The sequence below is a fragment of the Microbacterium gorillae genome, assembly GCF_000826185.2.
GTDB classification, from domain to species: Bacteria; Actinomycetota; Actinomycetes; order Actinomycetales; family Microbacteriaceae; genus Microbacterium; species Microbacterium gorillae.
On sequence record NZ_LN648874.1, the window covers coordinates 683068 to 701743 of the forward strand.

17 protein-coding genes are annotated in these 18676 nt (G+C 69.5%); 7 read left to right on the forward strand and 10 right to left on the reverse strand.

The genetic code is table 11. From position 1 onward, the window contains the following. Positions 1 to 34: 34 nt before the first annotated feature. Genes BN1193_RS09190 through BN1193_RS09215 form a run of 6 tightly spaced genes read right to left on the reverse strand, consistent with a single transcriptional unit; the run spans position 35 to position 6436 of the window. Positions 35 to 1021: an LLM class F420-dependent oxidoreductase gene (locus tag BN1193_RS09190; RefSeq protein WP_040165866.1), complete on the reverse strand. Its 987-nt coding sequence runs from the start codon at positions 1019 to 1021 to the stop codon at positions 35 to 37. A 30-nt stretch (positions 1022 to 1051) separates the two neighbouring features. Continuing rightward, positions 1052 to 1903, reverse strand: coding sequence for a sugar phosphate isomerase/epimerase family protein (locus BN1193_RS09195; protein WP_230206474.1), 852 nt, complete (start codon positions 1901 to 1903; stop codon positions 1052 to 1054). Positions 1904 to 1913: 10 nt separating this feature from the next. After that, positions 1914 to 3152, reverse strand: a complete 1239-nt coding sequence (manD, locus tag BN1193_RS09200; RefSeq protein ID WP_040165868.1) for a D-mannonate dehydratase ManD — start codon at positions 3150 to 3152, stop codon at positions 1914 to 1916. After that, entirely contained in the window at positions 3149 to 4453 is a 1305-nt protein-coding gene (locus tag BN1193_RS09205; RefSeq protein WP_052460607.1) for a mannitol dehydrogenase family protein, read from the reverse strand. Before BN1193_RS09205 ends, manD begins: the two co-directional genes overlap by 4 nt. After that, positions 4434 to 5588 (reverse strand): Gfo/Idh/MocA family protein, encoded by a 1155-nt coding sequence (locus tag BN1193_RS09210; protein ID WP_040165870.1) that lies wholly within the window; start codon positions 5586 to 5588, stop codon positions 4434 to 4436. The genes BN1193_RS09205 and BN1193_RS09210 overlap by 20 nt, the downstream gene beginning before the upstream one ends. Next, positions 5585 to 6436 (reverse strand): sugar phosphate isomerase/epimerase family protein, encoded by an 852-nt coding sequence (locus BN1193_RS09215; RefSeq protein WP_040165872.1) that lies wholly within the window; start codon positions 6434 to 6436, stop codon positions 5585 to 5587. The genes BN1193_RS09210 and BN1193_RS09215 overlap by 4 nt, the downstream gene beginning before the upstream one ends. A 138-nt stretch (positions 6437 to 6574) precedes the next feature. Between BN1193_RS09215 and BN1193_RS09220 the strand changes: the two genes are divergently transcribed. Both BN1193_RS09220 and uxaC read left to right on the forward strand, forming a co-directional pair. Then, positions 6575 to 7609 carry a LacI family DNA-binding transcriptional regulator gene (locus BN1193_RS09220; RefSeq protein WP_040165874.1) on the forward strand — a complete coding sequence of 345 codons (1035 nt, stop codon included), beginning with the start codon at positions 6575 to 6577 and terminating at the stop codon, positions 7607 to 7609. A gap of 13 nt (positions 7610 to 7622) precedes the next feature. Beyond that, a complete protein-coding gene (uxaC, locus tag BN1193_RS09225; RefSeq protein ID WP_040165875.1) occupies positions 7623 to 9026 on the forward strand; it encodes a glucuronate isomerase in 1404 nt (467 codons plus the stop codon). 10 nt (positions 9027 to 9036) lie between these two features. On the opposite strand, the gene BN1193_RS09230 is transcribed toward uxaC, so the two are convergent. The 3 genes from BN1193_RS09230 to BN1193_RS09240 are packed head-to-tail and all read right to left on the reverse strand — an operon-like array spanning position 9037 to position 11894. After that, entirely contained in the window at positions 9037 to 9966 is a 930-nt protein-coding gene (locus BN1193_RS09230; protein ID WP_052460608.1) for a DNA-methyltransferase, read from the reverse strand. After that, a complete protein-coding gene (locus BN1193_RS09235) occupies positions 9963 to 11012 on the reverse strand; it encodes a lipoyl protein ligase domain-containing protein (RefSeq protein ID WP_040165877.1) in 1050 nt (349 codons plus the stop codon). The genes BN1193_RS09230 and BN1193_RS09235 overlap by 4 nt, the downstream gene beginning before the upstream one ends. A 9-nt stretch (positions 11013 to 11021) precedes the next feature. Next, positions 11022 to 11894, reverse strand: a complete 873-nt coding sequence (locus tag BN1193_RS09240) for an alpha/beta fold hydrolase (protein ID WP_040165878.1) — start codon at positions 11892 to 11894, stop codon at positions 11022 to 11024. 164 nt (positions 11895 to 12058) lie between these two features. Here BN1193_RS09240 and BN1193_RS09245 point away from each other — a divergent pair, with 164 nt between their 5' ends. Beyond that, entirely contained in the window at positions 12059 to 12514 is a 456-nt protein-coding gene (locus BN1193_RS09245) for a MarR family winged helix-turn-helix transcriptional regulator (RefSeq protein ID WP_040165881.1), read from the forward strand. Beyond that, positions 12511 to 13857, forward strand: coding sequence for an MFS transporter (locus tag BN1193_RS09250; RefSeq protein WP_040165883.1), 1347 nt, complete (start codon positions 12511 to 12513; stop codon positions 13855 to 13857). Before BN1193_RS09245 ends, BN1193_RS09250 begins: the two co-directional genes overlap by 4 nt. Here BN1193_RS09250 and BN1193_RS09255 read toward each other — a convergent pair. Beyond that, positions 13845 to 14864 carry a LacI family DNA-binding transcriptional regulator gene (locus BN1193_RS09255; protein ID WP_040165885.1) on the reverse strand — a complete coding sequence of 340 codons (1020 nt, stop codon included), beginning with the start codon at positions 14862 to 14864 and terminating at the stop codon, positions 13845 to 13847. The genes BN1193_RS09250 and BN1193_RS09255 overlap by 13 nt on opposite strands. Positions 14865 to 15069: 205 nt before the next feature. Here BN1193_RS09255 and BN1193_RS09260 point away from each other — a divergent pair, with 205 nt between their 5' ends. From BN1193_RS09260 to BN1193_RS09270, 3 genes are read left to right on the forward strand one after another with little or no spacing between them, the layout of a single operon-like run. Continuing rightward, entirely contained in the window at positions 15070 to 16572 is a 1503-nt protein-coding gene (locus BN1193_RS09260; RefSeq protein WP_040165886.1) for a sugar ABC transporter ATP-binding protein, read from the forward strand. Beyond that, positions 16569 to 17591: an ABC transporter permease gene (locus tag BN1193_RS09265; RefSeq protein ID WP_040165888.1), complete on the forward strand. Its 1023-nt coding sequence runs from the start codon at positions 16569 to 16571 to the stop codon at positions 17589 to 17591. The genes BN1193_RS09260 and BN1193_RS09265 overlap by 4 nt, the downstream gene beginning before the upstream one ends. Beyond that, positions 17588 to 18631 (forward strand): ABC transporter permease, encoded by a 1044-nt coding sequence (locus tag BN1193_RS09270; protein WP_040165889.1) that lies wholly within the window; start codon positions 17588 to 17590, stop codon positions 18629 to 18631. Before BN1193_RS09265 ends, BN1193_RS09270 begins: the two co-directional genes overlap by 4 nt. Positions 18632 to 18676: the final 45 nt, after the last annotated feature.

Genomic DNA, 18676 nt, shown 5'->3' on the forward strand with positions numbered 1-18676 from the left:
GATCGAGCTGACGCGCGGCCTCCGCCAGCACACGTCAGCCGAGCGCCGGGATGACCTCGCGCTCGAAGAGCTCGACGCCGGAGCGGTCGTAGGCCATCTCCGGGAAGTAGTGGATCGCATAGCCGAGGCCCGCGGCCCGCCGTTCCGCCAAACGCTCGGCGATCTGCTCCGGGGTGCCGAAGCCGGGTGACGTGCGGTAGTCGTGTTCGATCGTGGCCGCGCGCTCGTCACCGATGTGCGGGCGCAGGCGGTCCAGCACGGCCGCAAGACGGTCGGACGCCTCCGCCTCGGTGGCACCGACGATCGTGTTGAAGTTGGAGGAGCGGGTGATCTCGTCGAACTCGCGACCGGCGCGATCGCAGTGCGCGGCGAGCACGTCACTCTTGTGCCGGAACTCCTCGAGCGTGCCGGTGAAGTTCGTGTAGTCCGCAACCTGCGCGGCGAGCTTCAGCGTGACCTTCTCCCCGCCACCGGCGATCCACAGCGGGATACCGTCCGGCTGGAGGGGCTGCGGCCGGACGATCGCACCCTCGACCTGGTAGTACTTCCCGGGCAGGGAGGCCTCGCCGGTGCGCCACGCCTGCCGCATGATCTCGACGCCCTCGCGGAGCATGCCGAGTCGGTCCGGGATCGGCGGGAACCCGTAGCCGTACGCGCGCCACTCGTGCTCGTACCAGCCGCCGCCGATGCCCATCTCAGTGCGTCCGCCCGAGACGACGTCCACGGTGGCGGCGACCTTCGCCAGGTACGCGGGATTGCGATAGCCCATGCACGTGCACATCTGACCCAGGCGGATGCGGGCGGTGGACGCGGCGAACGCCGCCATCAGCGTCCACGCCTCGTGCGTGGCCTCCCGACTCGGCACCGGCGTGGTGTGGAAGTGGTCGTAGACCCAGAGCGACTCCCACGCCCCGGACTCCAGGTGCCCGGCGATGTCGCTCATCGCGTGCCACTGCTCGGCGGGGTCGATGCCCACCAGGTCGAAACGCCAGCCCTGCGGTACGAATGCGCCGAATCTCATGCCGCACACGCTACCGGTCGTTCGGGAGCCTCAGAAGAGATCGCCGTAGCCCATCGCGTGGAGGTTGCGCCGTGAGGTCTCCAGCGCTTCCCAGACCGTGCGGCCGTACAGTTCGTCCTGCTCCACGAGCAGGAATTCCGCCCCCGCGGCGATGCTGTGCTCGATGATCGCCGGCCAGTCCAGGTTTCCCTCGCCGACCTCCGCGAACTGCACGGCGCCGTTCCAGGCCGCCCGCCACGCGTCGCCGTCTCCGCTCTCGCGAGCCGCGTGCGCGGCGTCGTCCGGCAGCGCGATGCGGTAGTCCTTCAGATGCACCATCCGGACACGGCCGGCGTACTGGTCGATGACGCGCACCGGGTCGCGACCCCCGCGTGCGATCCAGTGCACATCCAGCTCCAGGCCCAGGTGCGGTGCGCGCTCGGCGATGACCTCCAGCAGCGTGCGGCCGCCGACCTTCGCGAACTCGAGGTGATGGTTGTGGTACGACAGGCGCAGTCCGTGCTCGGCCAAGCGCACCGCCGCAGCGTCCGCCGCGGCGCAGAAGTCCGCGATGCTCTCCGGTGAACGCAGCATCGCCGGAGGCAGCATGCCGATGCGGACCATCGTCGCGCCGAGGCGCTGTGCGTCGGCGACGATCTTGGCGGTGTCCGCCAGCGAATCGTTCGCGGTCGTGGCATCGAGCGCCGCCGAGGTGGCGCACACCTGCAGTCCGAAATCCGCCTGCGCCCGGACGATCTGATCCACCGTCTCGGCAGTCATCGGCACCTGGGAGAGCTCGAGAACGCGGTATCCGAGATCGGCCACGCGTCGCAGTGTCTCGTACGCTCCGTCCCGCGCGATCTCCGGCACGAGCATCATCGCCTGCACGCCGATCCGCACCATCGAACTCACCTCACCAGTCGTGCACGGTGCCGTCGGCCAGGCGGTTGTAGGGCAGGTACGCCCGCTCGTAGGGGTGAGCGCGCGCCGCCTCCAGGTCGATCTCCACACCGAGCCCGGGCTTGTCCCCCGGGTGCAGCAACCCGTTCGACCACGTGAACGACTGCTGGAAGACCTCGTCCGTGCGCTGCCCGTGCTTCATGTACTCCTGGATGCCGAAGTTGTGGATCGCCAACCCCAGGTGCAGGGCGGCCGCCATGCCGACCGGGGAGATGTCGGTCGGACCGTGCATACCGGATTTGATCTGGTACATCGCGGCGTAATCGAGGGTCTTGCGCAGAGCCGTGATTCCGCCCATGTGCGTGACCGCGCCCCGGACGTAGTCGATGAGTTGATCGCGGATCAGGTCCTTGAAGTCCCAGGCGGTGTTGAACACCTCGCCGATCGCCAGCGGGGTCGTGGTGTGCGAGCGGACCAGGCGCAGCGCCTCCTGGTTCTCCGCAGGCGTGCAGTCCTCGAGCCAGAACAGGTCGTACGGCTCCAGGTCCTTGCCCAACCGCGCCGCCTGGATCGGCGTCGACCGATGGTGCGCGTCATGCAGCAACGGCAGCTCCGGACCGAACTCGTTCCGGACCGCCTCGAAGACCCCGGGGAGGTGGCGCAGGTAGGCGCGGGTGTCCCAGTCCTCCTGCACCGGCCGCGCGCCGCGGCGGGCGGGCTCGTGGTCGTACCGTGCGGTGCCGCCGCCGGTGTCGGCGGACTGGGACGCGATGCCGTAGATCGCGTGCAGTCCCGGGACCCCCGTCTGGATCCGGATCGCGCGATAGCCCTGTTCCAGGTGCGCACGCACACTGTCGAACAGCTCCGGGAGCTCCTTGCCCGATGCGTGGCCGTAGGCGAGCAGTCCGGTGCGGGACGCGCCGCCGAGGAGCTGGTACACCGGCAGCCCGGCGACCTTGCCCTTGATGTCCCACAGTGCCATGTCGACCGCGGCGATGGCGGCCATCGTCACGGGTCCCCGACGCCAGTACGCGCCGCGGTAGAGGAACTGCCAGGTGTCCTCGATCCGCGCCTCATCGGCTCCGATCAGCAGCGGCACGACGTGCTCACTGAGGTAGGCGACCACGGCGAGCTCCCGTCCGTTCAGAGTCGCGTCGCCGAGACCGGTGACGCCGTCCTCGGTCGTGATCTTGAGCGTGACGAAATTGCGGTCGGGGCTGGTGACGATGACCTCGGCATCTCGAATGGTCATGAGAGTTCGCCTTTCCTGATTCGTGCGATGAGAGTGCGGAGTTCGGCCTCGTCCCCGTCCGCACCGTGCGCGTGCAGCATGGTCCGGGCGAGGGTCACGGGGTCCTGCCCGCGGTGGCGCTGTTCCGGCAGGACGCCGTCGGATGCGGCGACGGCCCAGGCCGCGACGGCGAAGACCTGACCGGATCCGGCGCCGAGCCCCGCGTCCACGCGCGCACGCATCGGCGCGCCGATCCGGACGTTCATCTTCAGTTCGGCGTCACGGCCGATCTGCGCCAAGCGGTGCTCGATGACGGTGTCCTCGAACCGCGTCAGCAGGCGCGCGCACTCGGCCGCGACCTCGGCGGCGGGCAACGGCAGCACCGCGGCCGCGTCCGCCCACAGGCGTTCGACGGCGGTGCGGCACGCGGGGTCGCGGATCGCCTCGGCGACGGTGGCGTGTCCGCGCAGAACACCCCAGCACGACAGCAGCGTGTGCGCGCCGTTGAGCAGCCAGAGTTTGCGCATCTCGAACGGTTCGATCGCGTCGACGAAGACCGCCCCGGCCCGCTCCCAGGCCGGTCGCCCGGCCGGAAAATCGCCCTGCAGGATCCACGAGCTGTACGTCTCGGCCAGCACCGCGCACCGATCCGGTTGCCCGTCGATCCGCCGCCCGAGGGCCTCGGAATCGACCGCCGGAGTGATCCGGTCCACCACCGTGCACACGAACGAAACGCTCCGCTCCAACCAGTCCCCGAGGTCCGGGTCCACGGCGTCCGCGAGGGCGCGGACCGATCCGGCGAGCGCGCGCCCATTGCCGGGCAAGTTGTCGCACGCGACCACGGCGATCGGGCCGCCGCCGCTCGCGCGCCGCGCGAGCAGTCCGTCCAGCAGCCGCCCGACGGCGGTGCTGGGGAACGCACCGGCGCGGATCGCCGCCGCTTCGGACTCGGCACGGTCCGCGTCCAGGATGTAGGCGGCCTCGGTGATCGTGACGGTGAGGACGCCGACCTCACGCAACGCCGCGCGCCAGGCCACCGCGTCGGCACCATCGTGGGCCGCGACGATCGCCGCGATCGTCTCGTCCGTCGCCGGATCCGACGGATCGGTGACGAGCGTGTATCGACAGTTCTGCGCGGCGAGGCGGCGGGCCTGGTCCGGTCGGGTTCCGGTGAAGGCCACGATCCCCCAGGGTTCGCCGCCGGCCGCCGTCGCGCGTTCGGTGTACCACGCCTGGTGGGCGCGGTGGAAGGCACCGAGACCCAGGTGAGCGGCCCGGACCGGCGCGCGATCGCCCGTCCGATCAGTCGGTGTGCTGCTCACGAACGCTCACCACGACCTCGTCGTGCCGGCCGGCGATCACATCGGCCACGCTCACTCGCTCGCCGAGCTGAGCCGACACGTACACCGCACGGATCGTCGCGAGGGCGAGGAAAGCGTCATCCACCGTCACCACCGGACGGGATCCCGTCGTGATCGCGGCGACCACGTCCCGGTACTGACGCATGTGTCCCTCGGTGAATTCGGTGGCATCGCGCGGATCCTCGGGGGCGGCCAGGCCGAACGTCCCCGCCTGGTTTCCCTGCCCCTGCAGACCGAGGTCCGTCTCCTCGTCGCCGCCGGACTGATGGATGTAGTCCAGGCGGTCGCCGTCGATCACGGCCGTCCCGCGGGTGCCCATCACCTGCAGCCGCGCGGTCATCCCGGGGAAGGCCGCCGTGGTGGCGTGCAGGACCGCGAGCGCACCGCTTTCGAAGGTCAGCGTCGCCGCCGCGGTGTCCTCGACCTCGACGCCCTCGTGGGCGAGCAGAGCGATCTCCGCGCTGACCGTTCGCGGCGTGCCGAGGAACCAGAGCAGGAGATCCAGCGTGTGCACGCCCTGGTTCATGAGTGCCCCGCCGCCGTCCAGCGCCCAGGTGCCTCGCCAGTCGCCGGAGTCGTAGTACTTCTGCGATCGCCACCAGGCCAGCGACGCGACGGCGGAGGTGATCCGTCCGAGTCCGCCGGCGGCGATCGCGTCGTGCACGATCTCGCTCGCCGGGTCCAGGCGGTGCTGGCTGATCACCGAGCAGACCTGACCGCGTTCGGCGGCCGCGTGCGCCGCCTCGACCAGCCGTCGGGCCCGGCCGAGATCGACATCCAGCGGCTTCTCGATGATGACGTGCGCGCCGTTCTCCAGCGCCGTCACCGCCTGCTCCACGTGCAGTCCGCTCGGCGTGGCGACGACCACGAGGTCGGGACCGGAACCGTCGGCGAACAACTCGGCCACCGTGGCGTACACGACCGGGCGGGGGGAACCCTCCGCCGCGACGCGGTCGGCGAGAGCGTCCGCCCGCTCGCGGCTGACGTCCACGACGGCGGTCAGAGTGAGACCGTCGGTCGCCGCCACGGCATCGGCGTGCAGCCGGCCGATCACGCCGCATCCGACGATGGCGGTGCGCAACACCTCGGTGGTCATACGAGCTCCACTCCTGCCTGGTCCGTGAGCGATCGGAACGCCCGAGCCGCCACGCCGAAGGCGGACGGACCGGTGAACCCGCCGAGATCGTAGCTCGCAGCCAGGTGCGGCTCGAGCGACGCGAAGCCGTCGAAACCGCGGTCACGGAGCGCGGCGATGGTCTCCGCGAGCTCCCCGTCGCCCGCTCCCGCCGGCACTACGGTGCCGTCGGAGAGACGGGCATCCTTGACCTGCAGGTAGTCGACGTACTCCCCCAGAAGGCCCCAGCCGTCGGTGAACGGCGACACTCCGACCTGGACGAAGTTGGCGTTGTCCCAGGCGAGGCGGTACGCGGGTGAGTCGACGCTCGTGACGAGGTCGTGCACGCGCTCCGGGATGTCTCCGTAGATGTTCTTCTCGTTCTCGTGCAGGAGCACGATCCCGGCCGCTTCCGCCCGGCGCGCGAACTCCCGCGACGCGGCGAGGACGTCATCGCGCATGTCCGCGGGCGCCGTCGCTTCGTTCTGCCAGAACGAGAAGATGCGCACGTAACGGGTGCCGAGGCGCTCCGCGGCGATCAGTGCGCGGTCGAGGCGAGCCAGCTCGATCTCCAGCGGTGCGGACAGGTCGGTCTTTCCGATCGGCGAGGCGATCGCGGAAACCTTCATGTCGGCGTCCCGGAGCACCTCCGCCAGCTCGGCGAGCTGCGCGTCGTCCAGCTCGACGATGTTGCCGCCCCACGCCGATCGGACCTCGACGTGGCGCGCTCCCAGGGCGGCCAGCACCGCGCACTGCACCCGCGGGTCGGCGTCGATCTCGTCGCCGAAGCCGGACAGCGACCATCTCGCTCGGGTGTGGGTGTCGCTCACGCTGCGCGCCTCTCTCTCCGTCGGCCATGGGCCGAACGCGACCCACGCTAGGCGATCCGGACGATCATGGCAATCGTTTGCCAAACATTGCCAAAACGGTTCCGCCGGCCGTATGCTCGGCGAGTGCCGGAAGAATCCATGCCCACCGAAGCGGATGAGACGCGTTCCGCCCGCCGCCGGCGGGGCGCCACCATCAACGACGTCGCCTCGCGCGCCGGCGTCGCCGCGTCGACCGTGTCGCGAGCGCTGAGCAATCCGCAGCGCGTGAACCACGTCACGCGCCAGCGCATCGAGCAGGCCGCGGCCGAGCTGGACTACGTCCCCTCCGCTGGCGCACGCTCGCTGTCCTCGGGGCGCTTCCAGACTCTCGCCCTGCTGGTGCCGGACATCTCCAACCCCTTCTTCTTCGACCTCATCCGCGGGGCTCAGCGCCAGGCGAGAGCTGCCGGTTACACCCAGCTGCTCGTCGACACCGAGGAGTCCGCGGACATCGAATCGGCCACGCTGTCCCAGATGGTGGGCTCGGCGGACGGCGTGATTCTGGCCGCCCCGCGCATTTCGGACGCGACGATCGCCGAGGCCGCTGAGCGTCAGCCGCTCGTGGTGGTCAATCGCGACATCGACGGTGTCCCGGGCGTGATCATCGACACGGCCGCCGGCGCGGCCCAGGCGCTGACCCACCTGCGTTCGCTCGGCCACACCACGATCGCCTACCTCGCCGGACCGACGCACTCGTGGTCGAGCCGGATGCGGTGGGAGGCTCTCGTCGCCGCGGCGGCGGGCACCGACGTGGAACTGATCAACCTCGGTCCGAACGCGCCGAACGCTCGGGCCGGAGCCGCCGCGGCCGACACCGTCCTGACCACGCCGGCCACCGCCTGCATCGCGTTCAACGATCTTCTTGCGATCGGCATGCTGGGCCGACTCGCCGAGCGCGGCGTCCGCGTGCCCGAGGAGCTCAGCGTCGTCGGCTGCGACGACATCTTCGGTGCCGACTTCTGCTCGCCGCCGTTGACCTCGATCGCCGCGCCGATCGAGGAGGCCGGCCGGGCCGCGGTGTCCTTGCTTCTGACCGGGTTGGGAAGAAGGTCCCGCCCCCGGATGCGGACCGTGCTGCCGACCTATCTCCGCACCCGAGCCAGCAGTTCCACCGCGCCCGTCGCGACTCTCTGATCGAAGGACTCCCGTGCGTCTCGAACTCGACCCCGACCGACTGCTCCCCGCTGACCCGGACGAGCGGCGCATCGCTCGCGAGCTGCACGCGGCGGTCGTGGACGCGCCGATCGTGTCCCCGCACGGCCACGTCGACGCGGCGATGATCGCCGAGGACGCCCCGTTCGAGGACCCGGCTGACCTCCTGATCGTGCCGGATCACTACGTGCTGCGCCTTCTGCACGCGCACGGCGTGGACCTCGCCGACCTCGGCCGCTCCCCGTCCTCGCCCGCCGATCCCCGTCAGATCTGGCGCACTTTCGCCGAGCGCTGGCACCTCTTCGCCGGCACGCCCGCCCGACTGTGGCTGGAGGACACCCTCGCGAGCGTGTTCGGCGTCCGCGAACACCCCAGCGCCGCCAATGCCGACGAGCTCTTCGACACGATCAGCGCGTGGATCGCGTCACCGGAGAGCCGTCCGCGCGCGCTGTTCGAGCGCTTCCGCATCGACGTGCTCGCGACCACGGACGATCCCACCGCCGACCTGGACGCCCACGCGGAGCTGCGCGCCGACCCCACCTTCGCCGGACGCGTCCTGCCGACCTTCCGCGCCGACCGGTACTTCGCCCCGGAAGCCCAGGGCTTCACCACCGCCCTCAGTGAGCTCAGCTCGCTCACCGGGATCGACTGCGGATCCGCGGCGGGCATGCTGCGCGCCCTGGAGACCCGCCGCGCGCATTTCCGCCAGCTCGGCGCCACCGCGACCGACACCGGGGTGGTGGATGCGGCCTCGTTGCGGATGGATCTGTCCGAGTTCGAGCGCCTGCACCGGGCCGCGGTGTACGGCGAGATCACGCCCACCGAGGCGGCGCGGTACCGGGCGCACATGGTGTGGCAGTCCGCGCGGATGTCCAGCGAGGACGGTCTGGTCATGCAGCTGCACCCTGGCGTGCTGCGCAATCACCACCGCCCGACGCTGGACCGATTCGGACCCGACACCGGACACGACCTGCCCCTGCCGACCGAGTTCACCCGGCCGCTGCGGGACCTCCTGGAGGACTTCGGCACGAACGGCCGTTTCCGCATGGTCCTGTTCACCGTCGACGAGACCTCGTTCGCCCGCGACATCGCGCCCCTGGCCGGGTTCTACCCGTCGGTTTACGCCGGAGCTCCGTGGTGGTTCCTGGACACGCCCGCCGCGATCCGGCGCTACCGCGAGGCCGTCACCGATGCCGCCGGCTTCTTCAAGACCAGCGGCTTCATCGATGACACGCGTGCGTTCCTGTCCATCCCGGCGAGACACGACGTCTCCCGCCGCATCGACGCCGGGTACCTGGCATCCCTCGTCGTTCGCGGGCAGCTCCCCGAGGAGGAGGCGCACCACATCGCGCAGGACCTCGTCTCCACGATTCCGCGAAGCGTCTTCCGCCTCGACTGAGGGGGGCGACTCAGTCGCCGGAAGCGATCAGGTGCTCCTCGTACTCGGTGTGGTCGGCGTCGTCCGGGGCCACGAAGCGCGCCCGCGGCAGGCGATTGCGCATCACGATCGCGGCGGTGCGATTGTCGTCCACGAGCACCGCGTCCCGGCCGAGCTGGTCGGCGACGGCACCCGTGGTCCCGGACCCGGCGAACATGTCCAGAACCATGTCACCGGGGCGTGAGGACGCCTGCACGATCCGGCGCAGGATCCCCTCCGGCTTCTGCGTCGGGTAGCCGGTCTTCTCCTTGCCGGAGGTCGGCACGATCGTGTGCCACCAGACGTCGGTCGGCAGCTTGCCGCGCTGCGCCTTCTCCGCGGTGACCAGGCCCGGCGCCATGTACGGCTCGCGATCCACGTCGTCGGAGTTGAAGACGTAGCGCTCCGGGTTCTTCACGTAGACGAGGATCGTCTCGTGCTTGGTCGGCCAGCGCTTGCGGGTCTTGCCGCCGTAGTCGTAGGCCCAGATGATCTCGTTCAGGAAGTGGTCGCGCCCGAAGATCGCGTCCAGCATCACCTTCGCGTAGTGCGCCTCGCGGTAGTCCAGGTGCAGGTAGAGCGTGCCGTCGTCGGACAGCAGCCGCCACGCCTCCCACAGGCGCGGCTCGAGGAACTCCCAGTAGTCGTCAAAGCGGTCATCGAATGCGCGCAGCGACCCGCGGATGCGCTCGTACTGCCGCCCGTGGAACCCGGTGCGGATGATCGGATCCGCCTTCTCGTCGTCCGTCTCCTCGGCGACCGGCTCGTCCGGCTCCGGAGCGAGCGGGCGCGTCGTCTCGATCATGCGCTCGCGCGTGCGTCCGGTGTTGAACGGCGGGTCGAGGTAGACCAGCGTGAACGCGCCATCGGGATACGGACGCAGGACGTCGAGGTTGTCGCCCTCGTAGATCGTGACGGTCACGGGACGCGCTGCAGCCAGGCGTCGGTGGCGAACTTCGAGCGCACGAGCTCTTCGGCGTCCGCGTACTCGTCCGCCGAGATCGTGCCGTCCGTCGCACCGGTGAGCTGACGGAACGTGCCGAGGAACGCCTGGATGACGTCCTCGCGGGACAGCCCGGTCTGGGTCCGCAACGGGTCGACGCGCTTGGCCGCCGAGGTGGTGCCCTTGTCGGAGAGCTTCTCGCGACCGATGCGCAGCACCTCGGTCATCATCTGGCCATCCATGTCGTAGCTCAGCGTGGCGTGGTGCAGCACTCCGCCGTTGGCCAGGCGCTTCTGGGCCGCGCCGCCGATCTTGCCGGACGGACTCGCGATGTCGTTCAGCGGCTGGTACGTCGCGTCGATGCCGAGCGAGCGCAATGCCTGCAGCACCCAGTCGTCGAGGTACGCGTAGGAATCGGCGAAGGTCATCCCGGCGACCATCGCGGCCGGCACGTACAGCGAATAGGTGATGATCTGGCCGGCGGCCATCATCATCGCCCCGCCGCCGGAGATCCGCCGGACGACCTCGAAGCCGTGCTGGGCGGCACCCCGCGGGTCCACCTCGTTGCGCAGCGACTGGAACGAGCCGATCACGACCGCGGAGGTGTCCCACTCCCAGATCCGCAGCGTCGGCTTGCGGCGGCCGTCACCGACGCGCGTAGTCAGCACCTCGTCGAGCGCCAGGTTCATGTTCGGCGAGACGGCGGGGTCCCGCACGATCTCCCACTCGAAGTCCTTCCACCCCGGCGCGGTCACCAGAGCACGCCGGATGGCGGTTCCGACGGATTCCGGCGTCAGGCCGAGCAGCTGCGCGCCGTCCGGCAGCGCCGCGCGGACCGCGGTCGCGATCGCGGCGACGTCAGCGGTCTCCGGCAGTCCGGTGACGGCGGCGTTGATGTCATCCAGCGCAGAGTCGGGCTCGAGGAAGAAGTCCCCGGCCAGATGGAAGTCGGTGATGCGGCCGCCATCGACGTCGAAGTCGACGACGACGAGCTTGCCTCCGGGGACCTTGTACTCGCCGTGCATGGGACCAGCCTACGCGTCCGGTTCAGCGCTCCGTTCCGGGGCGCGGACGTGTGCAGTGAGCCAGGCGAGCAGGTCCGCGCGGACTCTCTCCTGGTCGAGTTCGTTGAAGATCTCGTGCCGATCATCGGGGTAGACCAGGACGGTGACGTCGGTCAGCCCGGACCGCGTGCGGTACTCGTCCGCGAGCCGGTGCACGCTGCGCGGTCCGCCGACCGGGTCCTCGGATCCGACCATGAGCAGCAACGGAACGTCCGTGCCCAGGTCCCGCGGGGGACGGCCGTACAGCTTGAAAGCCTCGATCACGCCGAACAGCTTCAGCAGCGGGGTCTCGGTCGTCAGGGGGTCATCGCGGAACGCCTGCTGCACGGCCGGGTCGCGGGAGAGCCACTCCAGCCCGGTCGCGTCCGGACCTGCCCACTTCTTGTTCAGCGGCGCCGCGTTCAGCTCGGTCGGGGTTAACAGGGCCGAGCCGCTCAGCACGACGGCCGCGTACCGCTCCGGATGGGCCGCGAGGAGCTTCTGCGCGATCATCGAGCCCCAGGAGTGACCGAGCAGGATCAGGGGCAGGTCGGGGTGATCGCCGTGCGCGATCTCGGACAGTCGCCCGACCGCGGCGACGGCGGCGTTCAGCCCGCCGGGGCCGAGCCTGCCGAGTTTGGTGGCGTCCCCGTTCCACTGCTTCATGCCGGTGCGGCCGTGTCCGCGATGATCGTCGGCGTAGACGTGGAAGCCGCCGGCGGTGAGAGCGCCGACGAGGGCGCCGTAGCGTCCGGCGTGTTCGCCGACGCCGTGGGCGAGCTGCACGACACCCCGCACGGGGCCCGTCGCCGGGTGCACGTCGTAGACGATGACGACGCCCTGCTCATCGGTGTACTCGGGCATGCGGTGAGTCTAGGGGCCACGGCCCCGCCGACGACACCCCGTTCGTGCACCACACATCCCCCCGGTTGTGCAGGACCCATCCGGTTCCGCAGAACCTGGGGGATCCTGCAGAACCGGAGTGACCGCTTTACTTAGCACGGCTAATTACCTATGCTAAGGAACGTATGACTCCTCCGGAAGACACCTCGCCGAAAACCGCCCTCACCACCCTCTCCGACGCGGCATCGCTGCGCATGGCCACGATGCGCCTCGCGCGACGCCTGCGCAACCATCGCGCGGTGGCCGACCTGTCGGACGCGCACTTCTCCGTCCTCGGCGCCCTGCACAAGCACGGACCGTTCACCCTCGGACAGCTCGCGACGCACGAGGGCGTGTCCGCGCCGTCGATGAACCGCACCGTGAACGCGCTCGAGGAGAACGGCTACATCGCCCGCACCGCCGACGACGCGGACGGACGCAAGGTGAACATCACGCTCACCGACGCCGGGAGCAGCGTCGTCGCCGACACGATCGCCAAGCGCGACGCGTGGCTTGAGGATGCACTGGCGGATCTGGACGACGAGGAACACGACATCCTCGTCCAAGCCGCCGGAATCATGCGGAAGGTGGCCGACCGATGAGCACGATGTTCCGCTCCCTCGGCATCTTCAACTACCGCGTCTGGTTCATCGGGGCGCTCGTGTCCAACGTCGGCGCATGGATGCAGGCCACGGCCCTGCAGTGGGTGGTTCTGACCAACCTCACCGACAACGACGCCGGAGCGATGGGCATCACGATGGCCCTGCAGTTCGCTCCCCCGCTGCTGCTCGTGGGCATCACCGGCTGGGTCGCGGACCGGTTCGACCGACGTCACCTGCTGATGCTCACGCAGTCGGCGCTGCTCGTCCTCGGCGCCACGATGGGCGTCCTGCTCCTGCTCGATGTGATGACGCTGCCGATGATGTACTGCTTCGCCTTCGGGCTCGGCATCGTCACCGCGTTCGACAACCCGACCCGTCAGGCGTTCGTCACCGACGTGGTCTCTCGGGAGAACGCCTCCAACGCGGTGGCGCTGAACGCCGCGTCCTTCAACATGGCCCGCATGCTCGGACCCGCCGTCGCCGGCATCATGGTCGTCGCGGTCGGCACGAGCTGGGTCTTCTTCGTCAACGCCCTCACGTTCATCGCGATGCTGGTGGCTCTGGCGATGATCCGCCCCGCCGAGCTGATCCCCCGGCCCCGTTCGAACGGCAAGGACCGCCTCGCCGACGGATTCCGTTACGTGGCGCGACGCCCGGACCTCATCGTGACGTTCGTGATGGTGTTCCTCCTCGGCGCCTTCGGCATGAACTTCCCGATCTTCGCCTCCACGATGGCCATCGAGTTCGGCCGCAACGCCGACGGATTCGGGCTGCTCAGCTCCGTGCTCGCCATCGGCTCGCTCGCCGGGGCCCTCCTCGCCGCCCGTCGCGACCGCGCCCGTCTCCGGGTGGCGATCGCCGCTCTGCTGCTGTTCGCCGTCGCCTCCGGCGTCTCGGCGTTCATGCCCAGTTACGGGATCTATGCCACCCTGCTGGTCTTCGTCGGCTTCTCCACCGTCACCGTCATGACGACGGCCAACGGCTACGTCCAGACCACCACCGACCCCAGTCTGCGCGGCCGGGTGATGGCGCTGTACATGGCCGTCATCATGGGCGGCACGCCGATCGGAGCCCCCATCGTGGGGTGGGTCGCCACCCAGTTCGGGCCGCGCGTGGCGATCCTCCTCGGTTCGACCGCAGGCCTCGTGGCCTTCGCGATCGGCGCGATCTGGGTCCTGCGCTCCGGCCGCATCCACCGTCACGCGGACAGCCGTTTCAAGCTCACCCTGGACGAGACGACCTCCATTCCGGTCGCGGTCGACCCGGTCACCCCGGAGGAGTTCAGCGACGAGGTCGCGGCCACCACACCCATTCGTGTGGAGCAGCGCCGTCACTCCGCCTGACGGCCCGTCGTCGACTCCCGAGCGATGAGCTCAGGCTGGAACACGACGTGCCGTCGCGGTTCGCTCGCGGTGCCGTCGGCGAGGCCGGTGAGCAGATCGACGGCCGTCGATCCGATCTCCATGGCGGGCTGACGGACGGACGAGAGCGGGATCACCGCGGACGAGGCGTAATCGATGTCGTCGTAGCCGATCAGCGCGACGTCGTCGGGAACCCGCGTCGTCCCGGTCATGACGAGCGCCTGCAGCAGGCCGAGGGCGAGTAGGTCATTCGCGGCGAACACCGCGTCCGGACGGGCGTCGGCCGCACGGGCGGCGAGTGCCCGGCCCACCGTTCGTCCCTGCTCGACGCTCAGCGCCTCGGTGCCGATGAACTCCAATGTGGCGTCCGGGACGGTGGCCACGGCCTGCTGCGCTCCGGCCAGACGGTCTGAGACCTGCCGCAGCGAGGTCGGACCACCGATGAAGGCCAGTCGGCGCCGCCCGATGCTCAGCAGGTGCTCCGCGGCGAGCCGACCGCCGGAGACGTCATCGACCGACACCGACGGGAACGCACGATCGTGGGACTCGCGGTCCACCAGCACGACCGGCGTGCCGCGCTCACGCAGCCTCAGCAACTGCGGCAGCGACTCCTGCGCGGGCGTGATCAGCACACCCGCGACCCGTTGCTGCTCGAACAGGTCGAGGTGCGTGTGCTCGCGATCCACGCTCTCATCGCTGTTGGCGACCAGGACCGTCAGGCCGGACGCCGCCGCCCGCAGCTCGGCCCCACGCGCGACCTCGGTGAAGAACGGGTTGCGCAGATCCAGCACCACCAGACCGATCGTTCGTGACCGCCCGGCTCGCAGCTGTCGCGCGGCGTCGTTGCGCACGAAGCCCAGCTGTTCGATGGCCGCGGTCACGCGCCGCACGGCGTCGGCGGACACGCGATCGGGATGGTTGAGGACGTTCGAGACCGTGCCGACGGACACACCGGCCGCCGCTGCGACGTCCCGCACACTCGCTGCCATGACGTGTCCCCTCCGTCCTCGAGCCCATTGCCACCGATGGTGGACGAGATCCCGTTGAAACGAATCATAACGACTCCGACACGGTGCCGGGGGATGATCTTGACACCTGATATTCCGGACTAGTAGCTTCTCATCAGTAATCTGAAACGATTCATTATTGAGCTCGGCGGTTGCCGAGATCCTCAACGCCGAGGCAGGAGCATCCATGGACGAACCGGTCCTCGTTCTACGGGACGTCGCGAAGTCCTTCGGGTCGGTCGTGGCACTCCGCTCCGGAACGATCACCGTCCAGCGCGGTTCGATCCACGCGCTCGTCGGCGAGAACGGCGCCGGCAAGTCCACCCTCGTCAAGATCGTCGCCGGCCTCTACCAGCGCGACGCCGGCGTCTTCCGGCTCGACGGCGAGGACGTCGATTTCACCTCCACCGCGCAATCCAAGGCCGCCGGTGTCGCCGTGATCTACCAGGAGCCCACGCTCTTCCCGGATCTGAGCGTCACGGAGAACATCTTCATGGGCCGCCAGCCCACCGGCGCCCTGGGCCGCATCGATCGCTCCGCCATGCGCCACGAGGTCGAGCGACTGTTCACCCGGCTCGGCGTGACGATCGACCCGGATCGACCGGCCGAGGGACTGTCCATCGCCGACCAGCAGGTGATCGAGATCGCCAAGGCCGTGGCCCTGGACGCGAAGCTGCTCATCATGGACGAGCCCACCGCGGCACTGTCCGGCGTCGAAGTGGACCGACTCTTCGCGATCGCGCGGAGCCTGCGCGACGAAGGACGGGGTTTGATCTTCATCTCCCACCGGTTCGACGAGGTCTTCGGCCTGTGCGACACCGTGACGGTGATGCGCGACGGCGCATACATCGCGACGAACGCGATCGCCGACACGACCGTCGACGCGATCGTGCGGCAGATGGTCGGACGTGAGGTCGGCGACCTCTTCCCGAAGTCCCCGACGCAGGTCGGCGAGGTGATGCTCTCGGTCGATTCCCTCACCATGCCCGGCGTCTTCCACGACATCTCCTTCGACGTGCGCGCGGGCGAGATCGTGGCGCTGGCGGGCCTGGTCGGAGCCGGGCGGAGTGAGGTCGCGCGCGCCGTGTTCGGCGTCGACCCGTACCGCTCCGGGACCGTCACGGTGCAGGGCACGACGGTTCCCGGCGGCTCGCCGATCGCCGCGATGCGGGCCGGCATCGCGCTCGTCCCGGAGGACCGCCGCAAGCAGGGCCTGGTCGTCGAGGACGGTGTCGGACGCAACATCACGCTGGCCATCCGACGGACCCTGTCCCGGTTCGGCCTGATCACCACGGGAATGGAGAATCGGGCCGCGCGGGAGTGGGCGAGCCGGCTGGAAGTGAAGACCTACGCCCTCGACTCGGTGGCCGCGACCCTGTCCGGCGGCAACCAGCAGAAGGTCGTCCTGGCCAAGTGGTTGGCGACCGAACCCGACGTCCTGATCATCGACGAACCGACCCGCGGCATCGATGTCGGCACCAAGTCGGAGGTCCACCGCCTGCTCTCCGAGCTCGCCGGTCAGGGCATGGCCATCCTCATGATCTCCTCGGAGCTGCCCGAAGTGCTCGGCATGGCCGATCGCATCCTGGTCATGCGCGAGGGCCGCATCACGGCCGAGATCGACCGGAAGGACGCGACCTCGGAGAACGTCATGTTCGCCGCCACCCACGCATCGGAGCTGTCCTCGTGAGCACGACCGCCATTCCCGTCTCCGGGCTGACCAAGCGCCTGAGCACCCTCGGCAAAGCGCGCGAGTTCGCGATCCTGATCGCTCTCGTGCTCGTCATCGTCGCCGGAACGGCGAAGAACCCGACCTTCCTGTTCAGTCCGGACGGGTGGCGCGATCTGCTGCTGACCCCGTCGATCCTGCTGCTGGTGGCCGTCGGCCAGGCGATCGTGCTGATCACCCGCAACGTGGACCTGTCGGTCGGGTCCGTCCTCGGCCTGTCCGCCTACATGACCGGCCGCCTGTTCATCGACATCCCCGGACTGCCGATCGTTCTCGTGGTGCTGCTGGTGGTCGTCTTCGGCGCCCTGCTCGGCCTCATCAACGGCGCGCTCGTCGCATTCGCCAAAGTGCCCGCGATGGTGATCACGCTCGGCACCCTCTACGCGTACCGCGGGATCAACGTGCTGTGGACCGGCAGCGATCGGGTGAACGCCTCGGACCTGCCCAAGGACTTCCTGGCCCTCGGGACCGGGCAGATCCTCACGATCCCGATCCTGTCCATCGTCGCGCTCGTCGTGCTGATCGTCGCCGCCTGGTACATGCGCAACACGCGCGGTGGACGAGAGTACTACGCGATCGGCTCCGACCCGGCCGCCGCGAACCTCTACGGATTGAAGGTGACACGGCGCGTCCTGACCGCTTTCATCCTCTCCGGCGCGCTGGCCGGGCTCGCGGGCGCGTTCTACGCCGCCCGCTACGGCACCGTGAACTCGCAGGCCGGATCCGGCTGGGAACTGGACGCCGTCGGCGCGGCGGTCATCGGCGGGGTCGCGATCACGGGCGGCGTCGGCACCGTCTGGGGCGCGGCCATCGGCGCGATGCTCCTGATGACCATCAACCGGGTGCTGCCGATTCTCGGCATTCCCGACTTCTGGCAGCGAGCCGTGGTCGGCGTGCTCATCCTCGGCGCCATCGTCCTGGACCGGGTGCTGGCCGTCCGTCAGAAACGTCGACTCATCGAGGCGAGGGACCAGTCATGACCGCCACATCGACCCAGACCGCGCCGGTGACGATGCGGGATCACGCCCAGCCCTGGGTTGTGCGCAATCTGCTCACCCGCGAGATGGCGATCGTCGCGCTCCTCGCCATCGTGATCGTGTTCTCCATCATCACGATCCCCGGCTTCTCCCGCCCGACCGTCCTGACGTACCTGCTCCTGGATGTCACCCCGATCCTGCTCATCGCCCTGCCGATGACGCTCGTGATGATCACGGGCGAGATCGACCTGTCCGTCGGCAGCATGGTCGGCCTGTCCAGCGTCGTCACCGGCGTGCTCGTCCAAGCCGGCGCCCCGTTCGAGCTCGCCGCGCTGGTCGCGCTGATCGTCGGTGTCGTCGGGGGTGCGTTCAACGGCTTCCTCGTCACGGTGGTGGGGCTGCCGTCCCTCGCCGTCACGATCGGCACCATGGCGCTGTTCCGCGGCCTCGCCGTCGGCCTGCTCGGCACGACGGCGGTGACCGACTTCCCGCAGCTGTGGACGTCGCTGTCCACCGCGAAGATCGCCGGAACGACGATCCCCTACGTGATGATCCCGTTCGTGGTCCTGCTCGCGGTGTTCATCGTCGTGCTGCACTTCACGCCGTTCGGACGCGGCATCTACGCGATCGGCCTGTCCAAGGCCGCCGCACGCTTCTCCGGGGTGAACGTTGACCGCACCAAGCTGCTGCTGTTCATCCTGACCGGCGTGATCTCGGCGCTCGCCGGCATCTTCTACACGCTCCGTTACGGCAGCGCCCGGGGCGATAACGCCACGGGTCTGGAACTCCAGGTCATCGCGGCGGTCGTGCTCGGCGGCGTGTCCGTGTTCGGCGGACGGGGGCGCCTGTACGGCGTCGTGGCCGCCGTCCTGCTGATCGGCACGCTCGCCAGCGCGCTGCGCATGGCCAACGTCACCAGTGACGTCATCAACATCATCACCGGCGCGCTGCTGATCGCGTCCGTCGTGATGGCCAGCTTCCTCGGGTGGCTGCGGCAGGCACGCCGCCGACCGGGAAAGACCCCCGCGAGCGCCACAGCATGATCCCGCTCTCGCACCCTGCTCACGCACCCGCGCGGGCGCACCACG

Coding starts and splice junctions, on each gene's coding strand:
- BN1193_RS09255 (WP_040165885.1), bottom strand. CDS start 14,864: ATGGCAGCGAGTGTGCGGGACGTCGCAGCGGCGGCCGGTGTGTCCGTC.
- BN1193_RS09235 (WP_040165877.1), bottom strand. CDS start 11,012: ATGCACGGCGAGTACAAGGTCCCCGGAGGCAAGCTCGTCGTCGTCGAC.
- BN1193_RS09210 (WP_040165870.1), bottom strand. CDS start 5,588: ATGACCACCGAGGTGTTGCGCACCGCCATCGTCGGATGCGGCGTGATC.
- BN1193_RS09260 (WP_040165886.1), top strand. CDS start 15,070: ATGGACGAACCGGTCCTCGTTCTACGGGACGTCGCGAAGTCCTTCGGG.
- BN1193_RS09250 (WP_040165883.1), top strand. CDS start 12,511: ATGAGCACGATGTTCCGCTCCCTCGGCATCTTCAACTACCGCGTCTGG.
- BN1193_RS09195 (WP_230206474.1), bottom strand. CDS start 1,903: ATGGTGCGGATCGGCGTGCAGGCGATGATGCTCGTGCCGGAGATCGCG.
- manD (WP_040165868.1), bottom strand. CDS start 3,152: ATGACCATTCGAGATGCCGAGGTCATCGTCACCAGCCCCGACCGCAAT.
- BN1193_RS09190 (WP_040165866.1), bottom strand. CDS start 1,021: ATGAGATTCGGCGCATTCGTACCGCAGGGCTGGCGTTTCGACCTGGTG.
- BN1193_RS09240 (WP_040165878.1), bottom strand. CDS start 11,894: ATGCCCGAGTACACCGATGAGCAGGGCGTCGTCATCGTCTACGACGTG.
- BN1193_RS09220 (WP_040165874.1), top strand. CDS start 6,575: ATGCCCACCGAAGCGGATGAGACGCGTTCCGCCCGCCGCCGGCGGGGC.
- BN1193_RS09245 (WP_040165881.1), top strand. CDS start 12,059: ATGACTCCTCCGGAAGACACCTCGCCGAAAACCGCCCTCACCACCCTC.
- BN1193_RS09270 (WP_040165889.1), top strand. CDS start 17,588: ATGACCGCCACATCGACCCAGACCGCGCCGGTGACGATGCGGGATCAC.